The organism is Desulfobacca acetoxidans DSM 11109 (assembly GCF_000195295.1).
Classification (GTDB): Bacteria; Desulfobacterota; Desulfobaccia; order Desulfobaccales; family Desulfobaccaceae; genus Desulfobacca; species Desulfobacca acetoxidans.
In genome coordinates, this window is record NC_015388.1 from 924,092 (window position 1) to 948,542 (window position 24,451).

Annotated in this window: 26 protein-coding genes, 1 tRNA gene and 2 riboswitches; of the genes, 14 read left to right on the forward strand and 13 right to left on the reverse strand. The window is 51.2% G+C overall.

Features of this window, described 5'->3' with window-relative positions:
- Window positions 1-44 precede the first annotated feature (44 nt).
- The 5 genes from cpaB to DESAC_RS15015 all read right to left on the reverse strand — a co-directional run bounded on the left by cpaB (window position 45) and on the right by DESAC_RS15015 (window position 3,580).
- Window positions 45-1,118 (reverse strand): Flp pilus assembly protein CpaB, encoded by a 1,074-nt coding sequence (cpaB, locus tag DESAC_RS15010; protein WP_013705781.1) that lies wholly within the window; start codon window positions 1,116-1,118, stop codon window positions 45-47.
- 120 nt (window positions 1,119-1,238) lie between these two features.
- Complete coding sequence (locus DESAC_RS03920) at window positions 1,239-1,664, reverse strand: TadE/TadG family type IV pilus assembly protein (RefSeq protein ID WP_013705782.1); 426 nt, start codon at window positions 1,662-1,664, stop codon at window positions 1,239-1,241.
- On the reverse strand, window positions 1,661-2,167 hold the full coding sequence (locus tag DESAC_RS03925; protein WP_013705783.1) for an A24 family peptidase: 507 nt from the start codon (window positions 2,165-2,167) through the stop codon (window positions 1,661-1,663). The genes DESAC_RS03920 and DESAC_RS03925 overlap by 4 nt, the downstream gene beginning before the upstream one ends.
- 145 nt (window positions 2,168-2,312) lie before the next feature.
- Window positions 2,313-2,510 carry a Flp family type IVb pilin gene (locus tag DESAC_RS16925; RefSeq protein WP_013705784.1) on the reverse strand — a complete coding sequence of 66 codons (198 nt, stop codon included), beginning with the start codon at window positions 2,508-2,510 and terminating at the stop codon, window positions 2,313-2,315.
- Window positions 2,511-2,800: 290 nt separating this feature from the next.
- Entirely contained in the window at window positions 2,801-3,580 is a 780-nt protein-coding gene (locus tag DESAC_RS15015) for a helix-turn-helix domain-containing protein (RefSeq protein ID WP_013705785.1), read from the reverse strand.
- Window positions 3,581-3,847: 267 nt separating this feature from the next.
- Window positions 3,848-4,033: riboswitch (cobalamin riboswitch) on the reverse strand.
- A gap of 286 nt (window positions 4,034-4,319) precedes the next feature.
- Window positions 4,320-4,505: riboswitch (cobalamin riboswitch) on the forward strand.
- A 163-nt stretch (window positions 4,506-4,668) separates the two neighbouring features.
- Here DESAC_RS15015 and DESAC_RS16450 point away from each other — a divergent pair.
- From DESAC_RS16450 to DESAC_RS15025, 13 genes are all read left to right on the forward strand, one after another.
- Window positions 4,669-5,673, forward strand: coding sequence for a lytic transglycosylase domain-containing protein (locus tag DESAC_RS16450; protein ID WP_013705786.1), 1,005 nt, complete (start codon window positions 4,669-4,671; stop codon window positions 5,671-5,673).
- Window positions 5,674-5,782: 109 nt separating this feature from the next.
- Window positions 5,783-7,282: a type II secretion system ATPase GspE gene (gene gspE, locus DESAC_RS03945; protein WP_013705787.1), complete on the forward strand. Its 1,500-nt coding sequence runs from the start codon at window positions 5,783-5,785 to the stop codon at window positions 7,280-7,282.
- Between the two features lie 2 nt (window positions 7,283-7,284).
- Complete coding sequence (locus DESAC_RS03950) at window positions 7,285-8,499, forward strand: type II secretion system F family protein (RefSeq protein ID WP_013705788.1); 1,215 nt, start codon at window positions 7,285-7,287, stop codon at window positions 8,497-8,499.
- Window positions 8,500-8,514: 15 nt separating this feature from the next.
- A complete protein-coding gene (gspG, locus tag DESAC_RS03955; RefSeq protein ID WP_013705789.1) occupies window positions 8,515-8,946 on the forward strand; it encodes a type II secretion system major pseudopilin GspG in 432 nt (143 codons plus the stop codon).
- Window positions 8,947-9,007: 61 nt separating this feature from the next.
- A complete protein-coding gene (locus DESAC_RS03960; protein WP_041283792.1) occupies window positions 9,008-9,526 on the forward strand; it encodes a GspH/FimT family protein in 519 nt (172 codons plus the stop codon).
- A gap of 19 nt (window positions 9,527-9,545) precedes the next feature.
- Window positions 9,546-9,965: a hypothetical protein gene (locus DESAC_RS03965; RefSeq protein WP_013705791.1), complete on the forward strand. Its 420-nt coding sequence runs from the start codon at window positions 9,546-9,548 to the stop codon at window positions 9,963-9,965.
- Window positions 9,966-9,968: 3 nt separating this feature from the next.
- Window positions 9,969-10,565: a prepilin-type N-terminal cleavage/methylation domain-containing protein gene (locus DESAC_RS03970; protein ID WP_013705792.1), complete on the forward strand. Its 597-nt coding sequence runs from the start codon at window positions 9,969-9,971 to the stop codon at window positions 10,563-10,565.
- Window positions 10,549-11,550, forward strand: coding sequence for a type II secretion system minor pseudopilin (locus tag DESAC_RS03975; RefSeq protein WP_013705793.1), 1,002 nt, complete (start codon window positions 10,549-10,551; stop codon window positions 11,548-11,550). Before DESAC_RS03970 ends, DESAC_RS03975 begins: the two co-directional genes overlap by 17 nt.
- Window positions 11,547-12,980 (forward strand): PilN domain-containing protein, encoded by a 1,434-nt coding sequence (locus DESAC_RS03980; RefSeq protein WP_013705794.1) that lies wholly within the window; start codon window positions 11,547-11,549, stop codon window positions 12,978-12,980. The genes DESAC_RS03975 and DESAC_RS03980 overlap by 4 nt, the downstream gene beginning before the upstream one ends.
- Entirely contained in the window at window positions 12,913-13,551 is a 639-nt protein-coding gene (gspM, locus tag DESAC_RS03985; protein WP_041283793.1) for a type II secretion system protein GspM, read from the forward strand. Before DESAC_RS03980 ends, gspM begins: the two co-directional genes overlap by 68 nt.
- On the forward strand, window positions 13,551-14,039 hold the full coding sequence (locus DESAC_RS03990) for a hypothetical protein (RefSeq protein ID WP_013705796.1): 489 nt from the start codon (window positions 13,551-13,553) through the stop codon (window positions 14,037-14,039). The genes gspM and DESAC_RS03990 overlap by 1 nt, the downstream gene beginning before the upstream one ends.
- 243 nt (window positions 14,040-14,282) lie before the next feature.
- Window positions 14,283-16,463, forward strand: coding sequence for a type II secretion system secretin GspD (gene gspD / locus DESAC_RS03995; RefSeq protein WP_169311501.1), 2,181 nt, complete (start codon window positions 14,283-14,285; stop codon window positions 16,461-16,463).
- A gap of 79 nt (window positions 16,464-16,542) precedes the next feature.
- Entirely contained in the window at window positions 16,543-16,905 is a 363-nt protein-coding gene (locus tag DESAC_RS15025; RefSeq protein ID WP_013705798.1) for a hypothetical protein, read from the forward strand.
- Between the two features lie 356 nt (window positions 16,906-17,261).
- Here DESAC_RS15025 and DESAC_RS04005 read toward each other — a convergent pair whose 3' ends face one another.
- From DESAC_RS04005 to DESAC_RS04030, 8 genes are all read right to left on the reverse strand, one after another.
- Window positions 17,262-18,044, reverse strand: coding sequence for a prepilin peptidase (locus DESAC_RS04005; RefSeq protein WP_013705799.1), 783 nt, complete (start codon window positions 18,042-18,044; stop codon window positions 17,262-17,264).
- Window positions 18,045-18,081: 37 nt separating this feature from the next.
- On the reverse strand, window positions 18,082-18,492 hold the full coding sequence (locus DESAC_RS04010; RefSeq protein ID WP_013705800.1) for a hypothetical protein: 411 nt from the start codon (window positions 18,490-18,492) through the stop codon (window positions 18,082-18,084).
- A 293-nt stretch (window positions 18,493-18,785) separates the two neighbouring features.
- Entirely contained in the window at window positions 18,786-18,932 is a 147-nt protein-coding gene (locus tag DESAC_RS16205) for a hypothetical protein (RefSeq protein ID WP_169311502.1), read from the reverse strand.
- A gap of 103 nt (window positions 18,933-19,035) precedes the next feature.
- Window positions 19,036-19,197, reverse strand: a complete 162-nt coding sequence (locus DESAC_RS16210) for a hypothetical protein (protein WP_169311503.1) — start codon at window positions 19,195-19,197, stop codon at window positions 19,036-19,038.
- 338 nt (window positions 19,198-19,535) lie between these two features.
- Window positions 19,536-19,802, reverse strand: coding sequence for a CCDC90 family protein (locus DESAC_RS04015; protein WP_013705801.1), 267 nt, complete (start codon window positions 19,800-19,802; stop codon window positions 19,536-19,538).
- A gap of 480 nt (window positions 19,803-20,282) precedes the next feature.
- Window positions 20,283-20,359 (reverse strand) — tRNA-Arg (locus DESAC_RS04020).
- 147 nt (window positions 20,360-20,506) lie between these two features.
- Window positions 20,507-22,207, reverse strand: a complete 1,701-nt coding sequence (locus DESAC_RS04025) for a ribonuclease J (RefSeq protein ID WP_013705802.1) — start codon at window positions 22,205-22,207, stop codon at window positions 20,507-20,509.
- A gap of 5 nt (window positions 22,208-22,212) precedes the next feature.
- On the reverse strand, window positions 22,213-22,986 hold the full coding sequence (locus DESAC_RS04030; protein ID WP_013705803.1) for a lysophospholipid acyltransferase family protein: 774 nt from the start codon (window positions 22,984-22,986) through the stop codon (window positions 22,213-22,215).
- A 375-nt stretch (window positions 22,987-23,361) separates the two neighbouring features.
- Between DESAC_RS04030 and DESAC_RS04035 the strand changes: the two genes are divergently transcribed.
- On the forward strand, window positions 23,362-24,354 hold the full coding sequence (locus DESAC_RS04035; RefSeq protein ID WP_013705804.1) for a PEP-CTERM sorting domain-containing protein: 993 nt from the start codon (window positions 23,362-23,364) through the stop codon (window positions 24,352-24,354).
- Window positions 24,355-24,451 lie beyond the last annotated feature (97 nt).

Genomic DNA, 24,451 nt, shown 5'->3' on the forward strand with positions numbered 1-24,451 from the left:
CGGCCAGGAGAGCCCAACACGGCGCCACCTGGCGGCCGACTCTATTACTCGTATTCCTTAAAGAAAGGTTTTACATGGGCCCTGGTCCCTTTATAGACATCAATACGGTTATATTCTTTTTTTCTCATCAAGAGAGAGCTGAGCTCCTGGCCCGGCGAGCATACCAACCGGCGGTCGCGCTTGTTCCTGGACACTAACCGAATGATATCCTTGCTGGTGGCATCCAGGGCGCAAGTCACTTTCTCCGCATCGTGGGGTGTCATTTGTAGAGTTACAAGGCGGACCGGCTCATTGTCCTCGGTATTTGGTTCGAGACCTTTTTCGCTCACCAGGACCTCCACGTCTTGCAGGAGGGTCCGCGTTACCATTTCATAGTCCGTTACCGTACCCTGAGCGCCGGCGGCGACGTTGCCACCGCTGGCAAATCTACTGAAAGGGCAGGTCAGGAGCACGTCCACTCGGTCGCCCCGGCGCAAGTTGGCGCAAATACCATCTGTATCCCGAACTTTCAGGGTAACGGCCCTCATTCCCGGATGGATCCAATCCGTAGCGTCGCCGTCGGGTTTCAACAAGAAGGCGGTCCCCTCCTGGTGCGCGAAGGCAATATCCCGAAAATTGTGAGGCCTAGCATCATTAGCCTGGCGGGCTAACAGACTGATTTTTGCCTGCGACGCGGCAGCTAAAAGGGTCGCTCCTTGATCGGGGGTGACTAATAATGTGACGGTCCAGTCTTTTTCTCCCTTTTGCTTCGATTGTCCCTTGGTGTCAGCCTCCAGGGTAACATCAAAAACCTGAACCCGGTCCAAGACAAGTCTGGCGACGGAGGTATGGGGTGACCCAGGCAACGGCGTGGTCGCCAGCACGTCCACCCAATCTCCCTTAATGACTTTCCGTGAAACGCCAGTTACCTCGTCGACCTTGATGCTCACCGCCCGCATGCCCACCGGGATGTTCTCCGTCAGGTTGACGGCTTTGGGAGGCGGCGCCGGTTTTGCTACAATTTCCGGCTTACTTTCGGTTTTCGGTTTGGAACTGAGATACACAAAGACCGCTTTGGCCGCCGCCAGCCCCAGGAGCAACGCCAAGCCCAATACCAACAATCCGCGCAGTCGCTTCATATACCCTCGTTATCCGGATCGACCTAATAAACCTTAAAATTGGCATATTGATAGCCGCGGTGTCCCGTCAACAATCCATAATCGATATCTATCGCCTGGTAAAAAAAGTCTCTGTGCATATCAGGGAAAGGCAATAACAGCCTTGGCACTTAATGTTTTCGGCACCAGGACATCGGGGAGATAGCCTGTAAGAGAACTGTAGGGGAGATTAAGAACTTTAACCTCAAGCAGGCGAGGAAACGTCAATTCATCATCCACATCCACCACAATATATGGATCAAGACCACCGGATATCCAGAAGCTTTGCTGCACTGCTGACCGGGCTAACGCCTCAGGGTCCTGTGGACTGCTCTCATCCCACTCTCTCGCTTTTACGCCGGTCCGCGCCCCTGCCATGACGGCGTGCGATAAGGTGATCTGGTAGGTCAGATACCAGCCATATTCTAAAATTGCGAAGAGAATAATAAGCAACACCGGCAGGACCAGCGCAAATTCCACTGCCGCGCCCCCCCGTTCGTCCCAAGCTCCACTTTGTCTAAAATTCACACCAGGTCTCCAAAAACGATGGCCCCAAGAACCCCGGCAGCAATGGGGAGGGAGTATGCCAGAGTTGGTCCGTCTCTTCTTTCTGGCTGGCAGGTCTGGGTCAGGAAAAAAAAGAGCACGTCGTGGGCCACCTCCTTGAAGTTCGCACGTCTTCCCTGAAGCGCGAGCATGATTATGCTGGCAATACCGCCGGCCAGCGCCGCATACAAAAAAATATTGAACACGCGCCCCGGCCCCACCCAGGCCCCCAGGGCAGCCAACAGCTTGACATCTCCTCCGCCCATGCCTCCGAGAGCAAAAAAAGGCAGAAGCAACGCCAGACCGACGACCAGCCCCAGGCAGGCTATCCGCAAGCCTTCCGTCGGACCCAGGATTATCATATTCAGAGCCAGCCCAGCCAGGGCTCCCGATACGGTCAGTACATTAGGGATGCGCCGCCAGCGGAGATCGGTATAGACTGCAAGAAACACCAGAACGACAACGGCTGGCTCAAGAACTTCCAATCTTGTTTGATATCCTCCTCTCTGTATTTACTCAACCTTCCAACCTCTCCCAGGTGTAATTGGTATCAGTTCTTTATCCTCTGAGACGCTGGCTTACTTATAGCTCACCCATCGGTTTTCCAGCCCACCTCGTCGTTCCTCTATTTTACGTCCCCTCCCCTTTCACTTTGGATTCTGCCTCTGATAGTTTAGTATTAATCGCTGAGAAGAGCGATTCGAGCTTTTCACTGAACGTGCCCAAGGCCGTTATGAGCGTTGCCGCCATAATACCAACGATCAAACCATACTCTATGGCTGTCGCGCCAGCCTCATCTCTCCATAAAGAAATTAGCAACCCTGTCATAATTCCTTCCCCCACAATTTTTCGATCTCAGTTAAGGTTCGAGATTTTTTGTTTGAAAAAATATTCCCATTGGAACATATTCTAACAAAGATAAATTGGGAGGGCTTGGACAGAATTGCTGATTTATGAGACGAAGTTGCTCATTTGATGAAACCTTATAACTCTGGCAACATAACCGGATTCCCCCAACCCCTAAACCGAGGGTTAAGGAGCGATAATAACCGATAAGGCACCTTTCTATTAATCTTTGCCATAAAGAAAATGGTGAAGATTAAAGATTTTATTGCTAGTCACGGCTGGGTTTTCAAACTCTTTTTGTATTCCGAGGGACTTCGGCCCTCAATTTTTCTAAAAACTCTTCCAAAGTAAGATAGATCACCAAACCCAACGGCATAACAGGCCTCGGAAATATTCAAGTTATCATCTTTCATGAGTGCTTTGGCCTGGGTCACCCGTTTGCGGTTGAGGTATTCTTTGAAAGACAGTCCCATGATTTCCTTGAATTTCCGGACAAAATGAAATTTGCTCAAGTTGCTGATTTGACAGACCTTGTCCAAAGTCAACGCCTCATGATAGTTCTCATCAATAAATTGAACCGCCTTGGTGATGACATTGTATTCCTGCTTTGCCATTCCCGGGATCAACCTTCTTTCCAGGGAAATGAGGGCTTGACAAAGCAGTTGCAGTCGTTCAGCGATCAACTGATAGACATTTCGCATCATGGCCGAATGGACGCTCAGTTTCAGGAAGCTCTCTCTGGACAGGAGGAGAACTTCCATAGTCGTCAAGGACTCAATATCATACAGGGAGGAGCCATTTTCCAAAGCAGCCATCTCCCCAAAAAGCTCCCCGTCTCCGAGGAGATGGAATCGTATCGTTTCACCATACCTATCCTTCACTCTCATCTCTGCCGTTCCCGACATGACAATACCAATGCGGTCAATGCTTTCTCCTGTCTGACTCAGAAGAAATCTTTTTGGAAAAACCTCTTTCTTCGAAGACGCTGCTATTTCACGCAAGCAATTCTCCGGGAGTCCTAAAAAAATTTTAGTGGCTCTTATGACCTGCATGGTGTTAAGCCAACGATTCCCATTTTGGATCGGTTGAAATCTCTATCCCCAATGAGCTCTTGAAAGCCGAGCTGATAATTTCCAATATTCTCCTTCAATATACTTACTCTTTTGTCCCATCCGGCCCCAAAAAACTAAGGGATGATCAAAAAAAAATCCCTGAGTCCGTGCGGACCCAAGGATTGCACCCAGATTACTTGATCCCTGGCTTGGCTATAAAGATTTGCCTTCTCTTCATAACCCAGGCATACCCATTACCTCGTGGGTATACCAATAAGCTCACAGGCAGGTCTTCTGACTCCCGGATTATCCTAGTCCCTGCGCCTTCCCATTCCCTTCAGGTAAACAGTGGCAATTGCAGGTTTCGTCCCCGGTTACAGCGGCGGGACCGCGCCGGGTTCGCACCGGCTTCCCTATTAAACCCCTTGGGGTGCCTGAAACTAAAAAAGTGTATAATTTGATTTGCCGTCTTTGTCAAGAGAAAAAACTTTCTATAGGTTGATTAGATTTTATTACAAGATAATAATAACACCGTATAATTCAATCTTCCCGAGCTATCATGTTCGTCTCCGTATTTAAAGACGAGCCCTAAAAATGCGCCTGTTTTCTTCCAGGACACCCCTGAGCCAGATCGTCTCAAAATCTCTGGGTTAGTCGGACCCCGGCGCGTCCAGATTGGTTTATTGATATTGAAACTGAATTCAACTTTTTTCCGTTGACAAAAAGAATAGATTCACAATATAATCATTTCGCTTCAGGTGCCCCCTTGGGCTTAATAGGGAAGCCGGTGCAAATCCGGCACGGTCCCGCCGCTGTAACCGGGGACGAAACCTGCAATTGCCACTGTTTACCTGAAGGGAATGGGAAGGCGCAGGGACTAGGATGATCCGGGAGTCAGAAGACCTGCCTGTAACGAAAGTGCCGTAGTCCGACGTAAAGCTGGATCAGGCCAGGCAGCAGGAGGTAGGGAAAATCTCCTCCGCCCCCCCCGAGGAACAAGTTAAGCTGGGTGCAATCCTTGGGTCCACACGGACTCAAGGTTTTTTATTTGAACCGCCTGCACCCGCAGCGCTCCGGGTCAACTACCCATGAGCTTAAAAAAGCTAACCATATTCCTCGTTATATCCTTAGTCGTGACGCCGGCCGCGGTCGTTGCCAAGATAACCTCTTTACCCGCTGAAAAAGAATCTAGTCCACTAACAACTCGGGGGGAGCACCAACGCTCTACCCCTCAAATACCGGATACCCCGGTAGACCTGGAAGCCCTCCCTCTGGCCAGCCAGATCAGTTCAGCCTCTCAAATCCTTATCCTTGACCAAAAATCCATCCAGCGCCACCGGGAGACGTTGGCTTCCCGCCGATGCCGGCAGGACACCTCCCGACCCCTGATCCTGGAAGGACCCATCCGTTACCGCCGTACTAAGAAGGGAGTGATTCAGATCAGTAACGTGGTGGTCACCTCGAGACCGACAGGGTTAGCGGCGGTATCAACCCAACGCCTACGTCTGAGGGAAGGACTTGCCCATACCCTGGCCCAGCCCTCCCCGCCAGGGACCGGCGAACCCCAACCATCAATGGTGGTTCAGCGGGATCTCAAGGGCCCATTGCATATCATTACAAAAAAATCGGAGCCGCCACTCTTGGCAGTTCTGCCAATTCCTCCAGCTTTGGACTGGATTGCTCCGGATCTGGCGCCCATCGTGGTGGAAGCGGCTAACGCCTACCAGTTGCCGCCATCTCTAATTTTATCCGTTATTTGGATGGAGTCCAACTTTGTACCTGGGGCGGTGTCCCCCAAGGGTGCCATGGGGCTGATGCAGTTAATGCCGGGAACTGCGGCCGACCTGGGGGTCCAGGACCCGTTCTATCCTCGGCAGAACATTATGGGGGGCAGCCGGTACCTCCGGCATCTGTTGAATTCTTTTGACGGCTCTCTGCCCCTGGCCATTGCTGCTTACAACGCTGGTCCCCGCCGAGTGGCGCAGGCGGGCTACCAGGTTCCGGAAATCAAAGAGACCAAGCAATTTGTCAGTCAAGTGCTGAGGCTTTATGGTTTATTAGAAAAGTCGCTTAAGCCGCGTCTGCCGAATTGATGCCTGTTGATCTAAATCCACTGTTAATATGTCTATTAAAACCGGTCGCTCGCGAAAAGGATTAGAAGGATTATTTTGATAAATACCTTACATTTTAAGGGAAAAAGGGATGAGTCCCCATCTCAAAGACATCGGTGTGATTGAAGCTTTCCCAGGTCTATCTGTCCGCTATCTAAGGGAAAATCAAGTAATTCCTTTGAAGCATGAAGACGGTCGGGTATTGCTGGCCATGGCCACCCCTGAAAATGAGGCGTTACGGGCGGCCCTGGAAGTGGCCCTGGGCAAACCCGTAGTTATCCTGCCGGCTCCGGCAGAAGAAATTCTGGAAGTTATCCAAACGGTTTATGAGCCCGGCAGTCCCATGTCACGTCTGGTGGACGACCTGGATGCCGAGGACTTGGATCTGGAAAGTGAAGAGACCTCCGAAATCGGCCATCTGCGGGATATGGCCCGTGAAGCCCCCATCATTCAATTAGTGAATCTCCTATTACTTCGGGCTATCCAGCTGGGGGCCAGTGATATCCATTTAGAGCCGTTTGAAAATGACTTTCGAGTCCGCTATCGCAAGGATGGCATTCTCCACGAAGCCGAATCTCCTCCCAAGGGACTACAGGCCGCAGTGTTGTCCAGGTTGAAGATTATGGCCCGGCTGGATATCGCTGAACGCCGTCTCCCCCAGGACGGCCGGTTTCGACTCAAAGTTCAAGGTTCGGACATCGATTTCCGGGTCTCCACGGTGCCCACACTTATGGGTGAGTCCATGGTTATCCGGATATTGGATCGGGGTAAGGTCATCCTCGATCTGTCCCGGCTGGGCTTCCCTCCTCGGGAGTTGCAGCAATTCGATGCTCTCATCCACAAACCCTATGGCATGATCCTGGTTACCGGTCCCACCGGCAGCGGCAAAACCACTACTCTTTATGCTGCTCTGGAACGGATTAATTCCCTGGAAAAAAAAATTATTACCATCGAAGACCCGGTGGAATACCGCTTGTCCGGGGTAACTCAGATGCAGGTGAAACCCTCCATCGGCCTTACCTTCGCCCGGGGTTTACGACATATCGTTCGACAGGACCCGGACGTGGTGCTGGTGGGAGAGATCCGGGACCGGGAAACCGCTGAAATCGCTATTCACGCAGCCCTCACAGGCCACCTGGTCTTCAGTACCCTGCATACCAATGACGCGGCCGGAGCCATCACTCGGCTGCTGGAGATGGAGATTGAGGATTTCTTACTGGCTTCGGCCATTTTAGGCATTCTGGGCCAACGACTGGTACGGATGATCTGCCCCGAATGCAAAGTTCCTCTCAATTCCGAGGAGAGTAGAAAAGAGGCGCATCAGATATTTGGCGAATCGCCTCCCCAATTATATTTCGGTCAGGGCTGCCCTGCTTGTGCCCATACAGGCTTTCAAGGGCGTAGCGGTATGTATGAATTACTTCTGGTAGATGAAGTATTGCGGAAACTCATCCTGCAGCGAGCCGATGCCAGTTCTTTACGGCAGGCGGCTATCCAGCAGGGTATGCAAACCCTGGCGGCTGATGGTTGGGCCAAGGTGGCCCAAGGTCTCACCACCAGCCAGGAAGTGCTGCGGGTCACCCAGGAGTAACCATGCCGCTTTATCACTACCGGGCTTCCGACCTCAAGGGCAACATCATTCAGGGAACCCTGGAAGCCCGGGAGGAAGGCCTGGTTGTACTGCATCTGCAGCATGGTGGACTCATCCCTTTACGCATTAGCCTCGATCCCGCACCCTCGGCTTGGCAAGGTAAACTTTCTTTCCGGCGAGGTCGACGGGTTTCGTCGCGAGAGGTAGTCCTCTTTACCGAGGAACTGGCTGACCTCTTGAAAGCCGGATTGCCCCTGGACCGCAGTCTGCAAGCCCTGAAAGAGGTGACTTCCCGATCGGGCATGAAGGAAGTGATCAATCAGATTCTCCGGGATCTGCAAGGGGGTAAGACGCTCTCCGATTCGCTGAGCCGGCATAAGGCTTTTTCGCCTTTGTACGTCAGCCTGATACAGGCCGGTGAAACCGGCGGTTTTCTGGATGAATCTCTGTCCCGTCTGAGCGACTATTTGCAGACGGTTAGCGAATTCCGCAGTTACCTTTTCACCGCCTTGATTTATCCTATGATCCTGGCGGGAATGGGGAGCCTTTCCTTGGTCCTTATGCTCCTGTATGTCGTCCCTCGGTTCGAATCGTTCTTTCAAGAGATGGGCCAGGAACTTTTTTGGAGCACCCGAATGCTCTTGTGGATTAGCCAAATGTTTCGTTCCTATTGGTGGGTGCTGGCCTTATTCCTGGCTATCCTGATATGGTCAATTAGCCGATTATTGAGAAGTTCCAAAGGCCAGCTCTGGTTGGATCGTTTCCGCATCCAGGCGCCGTTGCTGGGAACTTTGACCCGGAACGTGGCTGCGGCCTTTTTTGCCAAGACTCTAGGGACATTATTAAATAATGGTGTACCCCTGGTTGCCTCTCTCCAGGTGGTCATCACCTCGGTGAATAACCGCTATCTGGCCAGTGCCATAAAAAGCGTTTTGGATAGCGTCGAAAAAGGCAAACAACTTTCCGTGATGCTGAAAAAAGTAGGGATGTTTCCGGAACTATTCCTGCAAATGGTGGCCATCGGAGAAGAAACCGGACATCTCGCCGAAATGCTTTTATCAGCCGCGGACTCTCTGGAAAAGGAAGCCAGAAAAGCCATCCGGAGACTGCTGGCCCTTCTGGAGCCGATACTTATTCTGGTCACGGCCATGGCAGTGGCTTTTATCATTGTCTCGTTGCTCCTGCCCATTCTCAACCTTTATGAAATCCAAATTTAGGCCTGGAGGTTCACGTTGCTTAATAAAGACCGGAAAGATCGAGGGTTTACCCTTATTGAATTAATGATTGTTCTGTTTATCCTGGGCTTGCTGGCTGCCCTTGTGGCGCCTCGGCTCATGGGGCGAGTCGGGAAGGCGAAACAAAAATCGACGGCAGCCCAGATGCAGTTTCTAGCCACCGCCCTGGATCTTTTTCATCTCGATGTGGGCCGCTACCCCACCGACGAAGAAGGGCTAAAAGCTTTAAGAGAAAAACCAGGCAACCTGCCTTCCTGGGGGGGGCCTTATCTGGATAAGCCGGTTCCCAAGGACCCGTGGGGCAGGGATTATGTCTATAAATCTCCGGGAGAACACGGTGCTTACGATTTATATTCTTTAGGAGCCGACGGCGCGCCCGGAGGAGAAGGAGAAAATCAGGACATTTCCAACTGGCAGTCCGCTCCCTAACGTAACTCTGATAGGAAAAACGGTTTAGGAGGATATCTTGCCGGAAACAGAAGGTACTGCGATGACAGTACCGAAGGTTGCCGATACTGCGGTGATACGGGGCGCTTCTCAAACTTCCAAACAATTGTTTCGAGGGCAGGAGAGTGGTTTTACTCTTCTGGAGCTTTTGGCAGTATTGGCTCTGCTGACCCTTCTCATGGGCCTGGTGCTGCCGGACCTGTTAAAAAGTTATAAACGGGAGCAGGAACGGGCAAATATACGCCGGTTCCTGTCGATTTTGCGGACTGCCAGGAGCGAAGCCGTCACCAGGCATCAACGGGTGCGACTGCGGGTGGACATTAAAGCCGGGCGTTACCGGGTGGAAGGGTTCGCCAGTCATGGTGCTTTTCCCGGCCTGCGTCTGGAAAACCCGCATCTGGTGTGGGAAGATATTGATAGAAGGACGGGATTCATAATTTTTTACCGGGACGGGAGTTCCAGCGGCGGCAGGCTGGGATTCGCAGATTCCACCGGTAGGCAATACCGCGTGGAGATTGAGACCGTAACCGGTAGGATAAACCTCAAGGTCGAAGGAAGGTGAATGGGGCGGGCGGGCTTAGATGAATTATCGCCCAAAAGCCAGGTCTCATACTTCAGGTGCGGCGGGTTTCAGTCTCCTGGAAGTTTTAGTCGCGACTACTCTGGTAGGCCTGATGCTGGTAGTCCTTCTCCAGATTTTAAGCTCCACTTTTCGGGTTGAAGCAGGGATTTGGAAAAATAATCAAGCTCTCCTGATAGCTGAAAAGGTGCTGCAGAAAAACTGTGAACTCGTCAGTCTGGAGGCCGGCACGTACGAAGGCCAGGAGGAAGAATTTGTTTATCGGATCAGGGTCACTCCCCAATATGAAATCGGCGAAACTTTGGGAGACCTGAAAATCCTCTGTTCTTTGATACAGGTAACCGTCTTCTGGCAGGAACGAAATAGCAAAAAGTCACTTGTCCTGGAAACGGTGCGGACCGCGGCCCAAAAGAAAAATTGATTCATGGCCAGGACTCGAAACAATGCACTTGGTTTTACCCTGCTGGAATTGGTTGTCGCTTTGACTTTAACCAGCCTGGTGGTTTTGGTGATCTACAGTTCCTTCAACATAACATTGAAGGGTATGCAAAGAGGCTGGGCCACCGCGGAATTTTTTCAGGAATTGCGGGTGGGCCAGGTAATTTTAGAACGCTCGATAAGCTCGGCGGTTCTTGGTTCGGTGGGCAGACGACTGTATTTTCATGGAACTTCCCGGGAAATGCGATTTTTTACGGTTGTGCCATTGGAAGCTTCGAACCTGGGGGGCGTCTACCATTGGCGGATTCTGGTGGGGCAGGGCGAACAAGGGCGGAAAGTTTTGGCCGTAGAGCAGACTAAAAACGTTAATTGGCGGCGCGACCAGGAAGGAGTGGAAGTCAGGCAGATTATTTTCCGTAATTTGACCTCGGCCCACATAACGTATGGCCGCGGTGAGAATCCATCCGCTACCTGGGATGCAAAAACCCAGGGGATGTTGCCCTCCTGGGTGAAAATCATCCTGACTTTTAAGGGCCATCAACCGATGATATTGGTCATCCCCATATATGTGGCAGAAAATTAAAAGAAACCTAGGTGGTAAAACTAATCTGGTTCCCAGGGATGAACGGGGCGCCGTGCTCCTCGTTGTGACCCTGATTTTGGCCTTGATGAGCGTTTTAATTTTGAGTTGGGGGCGGGAATGGCGCTTGGAACTGACCTTGGCTGCCAATTTTTTGGAAGTACGCAAGTCTCGGCGTCTGGCCGAAGCTGGTGTTTATTATTCTCTGGGAAAATTAGCCCGTGTCCGCAGGGTTGAAGCCGCTGCCGTTCAGGGTAACCGGATTATTCAGAGCAACGTCAGTGATCAAGATATTTTGCGCCTGGACAACCAACCTCGTATACTGAAATTCCCGGCAGGAGAAGTCGAAGTACGGGTTGCTGATGAAGGCGGCAAAATCAATCTTAACCAGGCCAAAGAGGAAATTCTACTAAGACTTTTTATGGTGCTGGGTATTCCCGAGATAAAGACACGAACCATGGTTGATTCCATCATAGATTGGCGTACGCGGGGAGACCAACCCCAGCCATATGGTGCCAAAAGTTCCTATTACCTGCGTCTCGAACCACCTTATGTATCTAAAAACGGTAGATTTGAAACGGTTGAGGAACTGGCCTGGGTCCGAGGTTTTGAAAACAGCTCCATCATTCCCATATTAACCGATTTTCTGACAGTTCAGGCCACCGGTCAGGCTATTAATGTCAATACCGCCCCGCCTCAAGTTCTACGGGCTGTAGGATTGTCAGATGACAATGTTGCCGCCATTGTCATAGCCCGGCAACAGAAATCGTTGCAGAATCTACAAGAAATGGGGTCCTTACAGTTAGATCCTTGGCTGGGTCAAAGACAACCATTCTCATTTGCCAGTTCCCTTTTTTTTACAATAAAATCCAAGGGTACAGTAATAAATGGTAAGGGGTCTTATACTACCAAGGCAATAGTTCGATTGCAGCCGAATCAATCGTCTCCCTGGAGCTTTGTGTCGTGGATGGATGACTTTCCCGGATGAAGAATCTAACCGATACATTAAGCAGTTTGTGGGGAAACCTGACTGCCACAATATTAAGCGGGGCCGAAGGGTTAGGTATCTATGTGGATAAACGGAAGCTTACCCTGGTCCAGGTTCAGAAAAATCTTTCGGGGATTAAACCGGAATTTTTCAGGCAGATCGCTTATAAAACGGATAACCCGGAAGAAGTGCTCCCTGCACTCCGAGAAACAATTCAAGACTGGAAATCGTTGGGAAGCCCGGTAAGCCTGGCGGTCAGTTCCGATTTTGGCTTTTTCCAAAAGGGTGTCCTCCCGATTGCTGCCTCGGAAAATCTGGTCCAGGTCGTGGCCTATGAATTGGACCGATTTTTACCCCTGCCAGCCTCGGATCTCTACTACACGTTTCATGTTGTCAAGGAGACCGATCAGGAAATTCATTTTATGTTTCTGGCTGTGCCCCGACAAAGGATAGAGCGTTGGTTGAATATATTGAAGGAAGCAGGCTTACGCCCTGTGGGGCTTGAATTAGCTCCTTGTGCCGCTGCCAATGCAGCCCTCTTGCTGGCGGAAAAAAAATTTCCTCCTTCCTGGCTCTTATTACATACGATGACCGATGGATTTGAGCTGACCCAGATTAACGGACGCGCGGTTAATAATTTTTCTGTGAAACGGGAAATACCAAGGAAAGATTTTATCAGGGTGGTCCAGACTCACCTTGCCCGTATAGTGGCGGAGGGGTCGGGAAGCACCACACTGTGCGTTTATGGGAAATTCACCAGGGATATGGTCAATCGGCTGTCGCAGGAATATGAATTTGAAGTTGTTCATCCCGGCCAAATCGTTCTGCCGGAGTCCCCTGGGCAACGGGAGGAAGGCGAAAGTCTGACTGCCGTCGGGGCAGCCTTGACCTGTTTGGGAAAACCATCGGTGGAGCATAATCTGTTGCCTTTGACCGAGCGGGAGCCGGTCAGTTTCAGATCCTTTTCCCTGATCAAAATTCTATTTTGTTTACTCGTAGCCTTAGGCCTTATTTGGGCTGGTAGTGCTTTGATCCACAAACGCGTACTTCTCTTTCAAATAAACCGTCAGATTGCTGCGGTGACACCGGAAGCACGGGAAGTGGAAGGGCTGATAAAAGAAGGTCGAGCCTTGGCGCAGCAGATGGAGAACCTGCGTAATATTGGTGCTTCCCCGGATACATTGCTGATGCTCAGAAATCTAACCCAGATTATTCCCCAAAATACCTGGCTTTACTCCGTAAGGCTGAGCAAACAGGTTCTGGAAATTGGTGGGATGTCCCAATCTGCCTCTGAATTGATTCCTCTTTTGGAGAAATCAGGTTGGTTGAAAAAAACCGAATTCGTTTCACCCATAGTCACCGATGCTAATAAACTCGAACATTTTAAAATTAAAGCAGAAATTAAGGGCCTGGAAACAGCTTCTCGATAAGCTGCCGGACCGGCAACAGCGTTGGGCCTGGCTCGGAATAGGCGGCCTGGGTATACTGCTAGCCTATTTGGTAATCATCGGTCCCCTCCTTGACCTGGAGGAATCTTGGGATCAGAAGATTGGTCAACAACGCCGACTCTTGGCTAAATACCAGAGCCTATCGGCCAATAGAGCAGTGGCCCAACAAGCAATTACGGCTTTGCAGACGGCTTTTGCCCAGACGGAGAAGCAGTTTTTGGCCGGGGACAATCCCGCGGTGGCTTCGGCGGATCTCCAAGATATCATTAAGAGTCTGGCTCGTGAACATGGAGTCGAGTTGACCAGCGCCAAACCCCTGCCGACCCGGGAAGCCGGTCCTTATCTGGAGGTTCCGGTTCAGGTTGCCATGGCCGCCAGAATCGACCAACTGCTCATTATTCTTTTCAATCTTGAGCATCATAAAAAGTTTCTTTTCATTCCGGAAGTAGAGATCAATGCCCCACGCGTCGTCAGGACTGACAAGGATAAGGCCTTGCTGCAAGTCAGTATGATAATTTCCGGAATCCTGCATAAGACAGGAACGCCAAGCTGATGGGTGGTCGTAGAATTGGGCATTGGTTAGTCATTGTTCTGCTGGTTCTCAATTGTCTTGCCTTGTTTGGGATCGTTAATGTCTGGTTCGACGAGAAGGAGGCTCCTGATCCGGCCCAATCACGGGAAACTCCTGAAATTCCGGTGGCCCCAATGCTAAGGAGTAAGCAGAGCTTGAATGAGTTTCGGGTAGTCGCCACCAAAAACCTGTTTAGCCAGGACCGTACAGGTCCCGACCTCGGCCCTGATGCCACCCAGCAGTGCCAGGGGAGTCTGGAAGGAAAGATTTTGCTGGGAACCATGATTATCGGCAATCAAAGGGTGGCATTGATCGGCCACAGTTCCACAAAGAAAAAAACCAAAGACGATCCAGTGGATACCCTGCGTTTGGGAGAACAGTGGGAAGGTTATAAAGTAATGGAAATAACCAATGATGCCGTGGTCTTTCAAGGCAGGGACGGTAAGACGACGCTAAATTTTCCAGAATGAAACCAAGGAAGGAGAAAAATATTTGACGGGAAGTAAAGTATGCTTCTAAATAAGGCAATAATAAAAGGAATAATTGGTTTTCTCTTTTTTTTGGGAGGGCTTGAATTATATGGTTGCGCGCCCACCAAGGTGGTGACGGCGCCTCCGGAACCAACCCAGGTTAGACCTCCGGTGAGGGTCTTTACAACCCCCCCAAAGACCCCTCCATCCGAAACCACCAAGTTGTCTCCTAATGATGAAGTTATGCATTATGAACGTGATATTGCCAGTTACGGGTCTGTTTTGAAAAAAATCCCCCAAACCCGTCGAACTCGCAACAAAGGCGAAAAAGTTTATCCCATAGATTTAAACCTTAAAAATGCCGATCTAGTAGAAGCGGTCCGGGTCATTGCCGATGTCATCGGCCTCAATTATTCCATCGATCCCAAAGTTAAGGGCACCGTTTCGGTGCGGGCCACAGGCAGGCTGGGACAGAGCGAATTGTTGTCCATCATGGAAACCCTGCTATCCATTAATGGGGCCACCATGATTAGAGCCGACGGGCTGTATAAAATTGTTCCGTCCGATAAAGCTTTTACTCAAGGTATGCCTGTCTATAGCCAGGGGACAGTCCCAGCCGGGATGAGAACTCAGGTAGTCTTTTTGGATCAGACCCCTGCCAAAGAAATGGCCGATGCCTTAAAGCCCCTGGTGTCGCCAGCCGGTGCCATTAGCGCCGTCGGCCATAATTTTATTGTCCTGTCGGATAACCCGGATAATCTGGATCGCCTGGTCAATCTGATTACCCTTTTAGATTCAAGGGGTCTGGCAGAAAGCTCGGTTAAGGTCATCAGGGTAAAAAACACCGGCCCCGGCGAGGTCATCAAAGAATTGGAAACCATTTTCTCATCATATGGGACCGGCGGTGAGAAAGGAAGGTTCGGGGTAAGTTTTATGCCGGTGGAACGCCTCAACGCCGTAATGATCCTTGCTCCCTCCCGGGCCTTGATGGATCGGGCTTCCTACTGGATTAAGCAGCTCGATATGCAAACCGACCTGCTGGCCAACATGCACGTCTATCAAGTGGAAAACTATAAGGCCAAGAATCTGGCCAGTCTCTTGACTCAGGTTTACGGCGGCACGCCTGCTGCTGACGCCATCAAGGAGACTGGGCCGGAGAGAACAACCACTGGTGGAACTTCCGGTCTCGAGGGTGGCCTGGGAACCTCTGGTGGCTTGGGGGGAGGTAGGTCCGGTCAGACGGGCACTGCCATGCAGACAACCTCCGGCACGCTGGGGACCGGCGCTAATATGTTGTCTGCCCCGGGCGAGGCAAGCCCTCTCAGCGGCGCCTCGGCCTCGGCAGCGCCCTTAAAGGAAAGAGCAACCGCCCTGGATGCCGCCAGCGGCACGACCCCCAAAGAGGGCGTCAGGATCATCCCCGATGAAGAAAACAATCTGCTGGTAATTATGGCCCCGCCCTATGAATGGAAAATCATCTCCCGGCTCCTCAAACAGTTGGACATCATGCCCCGCCAGGTGCTCAACGAGGTTTTAATCGCCGAGGTCCGTCTCACCGACGACCTTAAATACGGGTTGGAATTTCTCCTTGGCCAATCTCCAACAACTGCAACCGAAAGCACCTCCGACAACAGCGGGGCGCTGGTGGCCAGCAGCACTTCCACTACCATAGTTCCAGGCACGATTCAGGGAGTAGATATTAACAGTCCGGCCTCAGCTCAATTTGCCGCGGCCAGCGGTTTGACCTTCGTGGCTTTGGATACGGCCAACAAATTGAAGGGCCTGATCAATCTCCTGTCCTCCGAGGGTAAAGTCAATATTTTGGCCTCTCCCCACATTATGGCCGCCAATAACCAGGAAGCCCGTATCATGATTGGCGAAGAGGTCCCAATTCTCAGTTCCCAATCCATACCTTTGGTTAGTCAGACGACTTCCTTCCAAACCAACACCGTCCAGTATCGCAACACCGGCATTATATTAACGGTAAAACCCCAGATTAATGCCAAGGGACTGGTGACTCTGGAAATTGCCCAGGAAGTGAGCAACGCCACGGCCACCACAACTGGAGTGACCAGCAGTCCCACCTTTACAGTGCGTCATGCCAAGACTCAACTCATCACCGGGGACAACCAGACCGTGGTCCTGGGTGGTCTCATTCGCGAGGACCTAACCGAAACCCAGGCGGGCATCCCTGGCTTGCGCCGTATCCCCCTTTTGGGACCTTTATTCGGTTCCACCGGGGTCAGCAGACAGAAGACCGAGTTAGTAGTCTTGATCACACCGCATATCGTCACTAATTTACAGGAAGGTGCCAGAGTTACCCACGAAATGAAAGAAAAAGTTGGGGTGCAGGAGATAAAAACCGAACGCCGGACCCCGGAACCCTCAACCTACCCCCGGGAGGTGGCTCCCCCAGCCTATTAAACATGAACCCGAGCAAGTATTTTCAGGAACCCGAGAACTAAAACTAAAGAACTATCTTTGCTGGTGAGGAGAATGTCCCATGAAAAGAAATCGTTTGATTCTTATTTTCGGCATAATGTTTATCTGTGTCTGGGCAAATCCGGCGTTGGCCGGAGATGTCGGCTATCGTTTTCGGCCTTCTAAATTTAACCTGAAATCCGACGCTTTGCCACGCTCGGGTATAGTATTCTTCGATGCGGTCGTCGGACGGCCTCTTGGACTGGCTACGACCATTGCCGGGACCGGTATTTATGTCGCAACGTTGCCGATGACCCTGCCCACCGGCAGCGCCGGGGAAGCAGGGTGGGAACTGGTGGCCCGGCCTGGCGGCTGGACCTTTGTTCGGCCAATTGCGGAGGAAGATGATCGCTTTGATGAGAAGGGTCTGACCGGCGGGCCTTAAGGAGCTGGTGTATAACTTGAATCCTGAGCTACTTCAGCTCGAAAGAGTCAATGACCAAAACTATTTTTGGCCAGAGAAATTATATAAGTTCACATGTTCTCAAGAACACAACGAAGCATGAAAACAGAATCGTGGCGGCTGCTCACAATAATGTTTTTGCGGCTCACGGCTCACGGCTCACGGCTCACGGCTCACTGTTTTTATATAAGTGCACATGTTCTGCCGAACCCAACGAAGCATAAAAACAGAATCGTGGCGGCTGCTCACAATAATGTTTTTGCTGCTCACGGCTCACGGCTCACGGCTCACTGTTTTTATATAAGAAGGGTAGCGGATGTGTTATATGAGCCGCTGGCTCAGAATAACCCCCCTGTTTCCAGGAATCTCAGCAGATATTCTTTTCCAAAAAGGTAAAAAAGACCCCCAATCGCCAGAAACGGTCCGAAGGGAATGGGAAGGCTTCTCAACGTTTCCTTCGGGTGCCGCCCTTTTCTCAAAACCAGGATAATCCCTGTCAACGTGCCGAGGCTGGCACTCAAGAAAATCACCCACGGTAACGATTGAATGCCCAGAAATGCACCTATCATTGCCAGCAATTTAACATCTCCGCCTCCCATGCCTTGTTTGCCCGCCCATTTTGCATAAATCCAGGCAATTCCCTGAAACACTGCGGCCCCGGTCAGAGCGCCCACCAAGGCGCTGAAAAAACTCAATTCCTGGAAAACCAACGAGGAAAGCAAACCAAACCCAATACCTGGGAGGGTGATAACATCAGGGAGCAGTCCCTGTTCCAAGTCGATGACGCTGAGGGTAAGCAGGGCCAGGGCAAATGGGACATAGGCCAACAGTAGAATATTACCGGGAAATTTTATCCAGAGAGCGAGGGTCAACAAAGCGCTGGCTAACTCCACCAGTGGATACCGCCAGGGAATGGCGACCCCGCAATATCGGCACCTCCCTTGAAGCCAAAGGTAACTAAGCAGAGGGATATTGTCATACCAGGTAAGATCATGGCGGCATTCCGGGCAACGGGATCGTCCCAGGCCCAAAGCTTCTCTCTGAGGCTCCCGGGTGATGACCACGTTGAGGAAACTTCCCAGGATCAGACCCAACCCACCGGCCAGAACATACTCCAGCATTATTACCACTCAATTTAAGCCCAACATGGCGGCGTTCTCAATCAGAGCCGATATCGACGGCTTCGACCTTACTCATTGGGATATTCCAATACCCTTGGTCAGAGGTGCCCTCTATAATGAAATCCACGAAAAGCTCACCTTCGAGCCTGCCGCCTCTGAGCAGGAAAATTCTCGCCGGGCGATATTGATCGCAAACCGGACCGGTAAAACGGATATTCGCGATATCAGCCAAGGGTATCCAAGTAATCGCCCCGCCTTCCCTCATTTTAACGGCTTGCTTGGTTCCGGGAATTCTCAAATTATAGACAAAATATCCCATGCCATCGCTGGTGACTACCTTACTGGGCCAAGGTTCCACAGGAGGAAGCACCACCTCCTTGGCGCAACCGATTAACCAAGAGAAAAGAAGCATTAGGAAAATTAAGCTCTTAATGGAGATTCTATACATAGTTTTAATCTCTATTCAGTCCAGCCTGTGATCATTTGAAATTAACCTGATGAAACCCCTTGCAGCCGCATAGAAGAAGGTCGTTGAAAAACCCTTATTATAATCACTCACCTAACCTAACAAATTTCCCTTTGAAAATCATCATATAGTTGTGTTTCTGTCAATAGCAAATACAAATGTCCGGGTCTCTTAGCACATAAAATGTCCATTATATTTTTGTGTAACCTTGTTGTAAGGTGAGGTTGTCTGGGAGGACCCAGGGCTTTTCTCAATCAAAAGCTAACAGAGCAGCTTTAATAGGCCGATGCGGTCTGTCTCTCTTTTACCTTGCCCTTCCGATACAGTATAATGGCTCCGTATTTCCAGGACGACACAAACTTGGCGGCGGCGTCTGTCTCAGTTGGCAGACCTACACGCCTCTCAATGTCGTGATGCGACATTGCTCCATCGCCTGGCCGCAGCCCGAAACGGCTTTTTGATCAGCGTCAACTATTTTATCATGTCAACGACAATTATTTTTCCCGTTACCCCACCAGTGAATATCTAGATGCCGGACACCCCAGACTCAAGGCGGCAGTTCGGGAGGCGGAGCAGCTCTTCAGGCTGCGATTCCCTGAAGAGGCCATATCTTCCCAAGGGGCGGCGGAGATTACGGGGCAGTTGGCGAAAATCATCACGCACCCCGGCTACGCCGACGCGAGTCACCCCCAGCACAAGAGACCGGTGAATGAGGCGGCTTGGGAGTTTGAACGGCAGGGCGGTGAACTAATGGAAAGCGGAATTGTGGGGATTAAGGTGAGGGTGTAAGTGCACATAGAGATTGAGATTGAAGTTAGGAGAAGGCCCCCCCCCGCTAGAACCTTCTCTATCCATGCCTGTCATGGGGTGAGCGGGGCACCATCCAGCCATGACTTTCTAAAGAACTGCTTTGGGAACGTAGCGCAAACGCTGCAACCCCTCCCGGGGAGGCTACTTCTTCGGGTACCCGCTCCGCATTGCCGGGGGACCAGGGCCAAGGCGCTGAAGTCCAGAGCAGTATCTTCTCATGCTAGCATTTTTAACAAACCCACTACCACGGCCCCCTGACCGATAATAAGCGGGATAAGCCATTTCAAGATATCGTATTTTATGCGGTAAATTTCTGCTCTCAATCCGGCCATTTCCTCCTTGAACTCGCTTTTGGTAACAAGATGGTCAACCCCTGTCTCTTGGGCGGTCTTAACTACTTCCAAAATTGCCTTTGCTTGCTCTTCTGGCAATTTGGCGGCCAGGAGGATTTCATAAGCCTTGAGAGTATCAACAGAAATCATGATTAAATTATCTGATATCAACAGGAATACGTCAAGATAAAAAGAAATTACTCAGCATGAATACTTTTTCTTGACCAGGCGGGTGAGTGTCTTCTAATCCGAATGTCAATAACAAAAACGGAAAGGCTCTCCGTTATGCGGCCATTTTTATTTATAGACTAGCGGTTGCCTGAAAATCTCGTTTGCCTTGAGGGGCGGCGTTTTGTCCGTTGACAATTCTCAGGCTTTTTTATTTGGAGCAGAGAAAAGCATGGCACTGACCGCATTAGACAACACCGAGACGATGTTGAAACAGGCCGATGCAGTATTGAAGGGTCCATACCGGGAAACAAAAAATCCGTATCAAAGATATCAAAGGTATCGGACTCAATGCGGGTATGAACAATTATAGGGGGGGAGAAAATTTGACGCGTATTCATGTATGTATTCACCAGGGCAAAAATGAGGGGTTAGCCAATTCAGCTAACCCCTTAATATCACTGGCGCGCCTGGCAGGGCTCGAACCTGCGACCTACGGATTAGAAGTCCGTTGCTCTATCCCACTGAGCTACAGGCGCCTGAATGAGAGTATGTTTCAGAAAGCAAGAGAATGCTCATTAACCCGATGCTTAAGTTATGATATTGCGTCTACCTAAGTTATTATAATACGTCTCGGGCTCTGGGTGAAGACTTTTTCAGCGGACCCCCTAGCCTCCCGGTCAGTTTTATAACGTCAAGATCAAGGGCAGAATCATCGGCCGTCTCTCCAACAGCTTGAAAAAATATTTCCGCAACGCCTTGCCTATCTGAATCTGAATTTCCAGCCAGTCCTGGGTCGGTTCGGCCAAGGCCCGGGAGATGATCTCCAGAATAATTTCCCTGGCGGCGTCCAGCATATCGGACTGTTCCGCTTCGAAGACGAATCCTTTCGAGATCAGATCAGGTCCAGAAATTAGTCTTTTGGAGGTGGCATCTACCGCCACCAAGGCCAGAAACAGGCCGTCGGCGGCCAGGTGCTGCCGGTCCCGCAGCACGATATTGCCCACGTCTCCCACCCCTTTGCCATCTACGAAAATTCGGCCTACCTCAATCCTGGTCAGTCTTTGAGCTCCCTGGACATCGAAGCGGAAGCGGTCGCCGTTCGTGGCCAGCAACAGTTGCGCGTCTATCATTCCCAAGGACCGTCCCAGCCGGGCATGTTTCACCAGGTGGCGAAGTTCCCCGTGAATAGGAATAAGATAGCGAGGTTTGGTCAACTGCAGGAGCAGTTTCAGCTCTTCCTGGGAGGCGTGCCCGGAGACGTGGATGTCGGCCACCTCGTGATAGACCACTTCCGCCCCCAGACGGTAGAGATTATTGATGACCGTGCTGATGGCTTTTTCATTGCCGGGGATAAATTTTGAGGACAGGATCACCAGATCACCGGACCTGATCCGGATCTGTTTGTGCGCATCCAGGGCGATGCGTGCCAGGGCGCTCATGGCCTCACCCTGGCTGCCGGTGGTGACGATGATGATCTCGTGGTCGGGCAGACTCTTCAACTGCGCCGTGGTCATCTCTTGTTCCGGCGGCATCTGCAGAAAACCCAGTTGGCGGGCCAGGCCGACATTGGTCACCATGCTCCTGCCGTGAAAGAGGACCTTACGCCCCTGTTTGGCGGCAATAGCAATAATCTGCTGCAGCCTGGGTATGTGCGAGGAGAAAACCGCAACGATCACCCGCCCCGGGGCCTCGCGGATCAGGTTTTCAAGGGTGCAGCCGATATCACGCTCCGAGAGGGTGTAACCGGGGCGTTCGGCATTGGTGGAATCAGACAGCAGGGCCAGAACCCCTTTGTTGCCGTAATCGGCAAAAGAGTTAAGATCGGTGACCTCCCCGGCAGTCGGGGTGGCATCGATTTTAAAATCCCCGGAGTGGATAAAGGTGCCCACCGGCGTGGTTAGGGCAAAACCCACTCCGTCCACAATGCTATGGGTCACCGGGATGAAATTGAAGACAAAGGGCCCCACCACCAACTGTCGCCGAGGGTCGATCAGGTGCAGTTCGGACTGCTCCAGGAGATGATGTTCCTTTAGCTTTTCCCGCAGCAAGGCCAGGGTCAGGGGCGTCCCGTAGACCGGCAGGTTGAGCTCCTTGAGCAGGAAAGGGACGGCGCCGATATGGTCTTCATGCCCATGGGTGAGGATAAGGGCGGCGATCTTATCCCGGCGTTCTCGGAGATACGAGAAATCGGGGATAACCATATCGATGCCCAGCATGTAGTCCTCGGGGAACATGATGCCGGCATCGACGACCACCAGGTGGTCGGAGGTTTCAAAGACCATGGAATTGAGGCCGATTTCCCCCAACCCTCCCAGAAACATCAGGTCAACCCAGGCTTCCTGCTCCTGGTTGAGTTGCTGGTGGAGGTGAGGTTCGGGATTCATAATTCTCAGGGGGCTTGAGTCAGAACTTTGGCGCACCCGCGGGCGGTTGATTCGGATGAGGTCAGATTATGCGGATAATCCGGGTCGTAGTTCGCTTCAATCACCTCCTGCAGGAGAGACATGAGGGCGTCTTTGGTCTTGGTTTTATAGGTGTCGGTTGGTATCGGTTGGCCGAACACGACTCTGAGCGGGCCGGAGCGAACCCGGCGCCCGCCGCGCGGCATGATAAAACGGCTGCCGTTGATGCTTACCGGCACGATGGGCTGGCCGGATTTGATGGCCAGGACAAATCCGCCTTTCTTGAAGGGCAACAACTGCGGGGTTGTGGCGCGGGTACCTTCCGGGAAAATAATGATCGAACTGCCCTGGCGCACTGCTTTGGCGGCCCGATCAATGCTCTTCATAGCGGCCTGACGGTTGCTCCGGTCTACGGGCAGACTGCCCGCTCTGCTCAAGGCCTGGCCGAACAGGGGAATGGCGAACAGCTCAATCTTGGCCAGGAATTTCACCGTCGGGGGCAGAACCGCCAGGAGCACGAAGATATCAAAGAAACTCTGGTGATTGGCGGCATAGATGTATGGTTGGCCCGGCACAATATTTTCGAGTCCATACACCTCGGGCTTGACGCCGATGCACTTGATCAGGCAGAAACCCCATAATTTGGTGATCTTGAGGGAAATGCTGCCCTTGGAATCAAAGATGGAAACGATGATGACCGCCGTCGCAGCAATGACGGTGAGGATAACCAGACAGAAATAGAACCACACGGTCAAGAGCATACATCCCCCCAAACATTATCTGCCCATATTCTTACCAGGAAATGCCCGTTAGTCAATGACAATTGCAGTAGGCTCGGTCACTGTTCCATTTTATGTACAAGCAGGTAAAACCTTTAAATCCAGATAATTCTAATTATTACCATATGATCGCCGGATCAAAAAATTAATCAAGTTCATTTTGTGAAACATTAAAGGCAAGGCCTGAGTTGGAATGCCGTTATTCACAATAATATCAATTAGTAATAATATATACAATCTGGCATTATAATTGCAAAATTTATTATGAAGTTTCTTTTCCTCATATCGGGTTTAATTCTCTTTACGAGGAGGATTATTCTTTATTATATTAACCTTTTACCCAAAGGAGGAGACAAGATGAGACGCAAAACCCCCAAAAACCTTCTCTGTTTCGTGGTGGTGGCCGCCCTTTTCTGCCTGTCGACGGCCTTGGCTGGTGCCTCTGAACTCACGTTACATAAGGAGGGCACCGTTCTTCCCGGACCAAACTATGACTGGTGGTACGGGTGTTCGGCTACCTCCGCCGGTATGATGATGGGCTATTATGACCGCAGCGGCTACGGCGGGCTCTTCTACAGCAACCTGGTACCTGGCGGGGTGGCTGAAGCTAATACCTTTCCTAAGCTCCCTGCGCCCAACTATAATTGGGGTTATCTAGTGAACAACTCCATCGCCAGTTGGGGACATGTCACCGATTTTTATCGGTTTTCAAATGGCACGCCGGACTATTATACCGGTGGCGGCGGTGGCGGTGGCGCCTATCTTAATTCAGGCGACGATCAGGCTGCGACTCATTCCTTCAACTGTCTAGCCGACTTCATGGGCACCAGCCAGGATGCCTATAATAATGTCAATGGCTCCACAACGTTCTATTTTTTTACCAATGGGGCCAAGTTGTATCCCTACCAACTTTATGCTGCCGGTCCCGATTTTTATAACAGTGACGGCATGTACGGCATGGCAGAATACTTCTATTATGCGGGCTATGGCAACAATCCATCCACGGACAATAAGTTTTTTTCTCAATACATTGACGCCAAAATATCTGGCGGATTTACCCTGGCTGAGTATCAGGCCGCAATCGACGCCGGTCAGGTTGTTATGATCCACGTCGAAGGCCATTCCATGTTCGGCTATGGCTATATCCCAGGAACGAATACAATTTACATCCATGATACCTGGGCCGACGGTGATCACACCATGACCTGGGGGGGATACTATTCCGGACTCCTACATTATGGCGTCACCTGCTTCGAACCTACCGGGGGAGCGGTGCCGCTGCCCGGGGCGGTCCTCCTGATGGGAAGCGGATTATTTCGCCTCTTGATCTGGAGACGCCGCAACTCATAATATCGTTTGACGTCTGCTCCGGCAGGGCCCTGGTTCAAGCCGGGCCCTGTCGGTGGCAGAGCATATTGAACGATTTATGGTAAACTGATACGCCGTC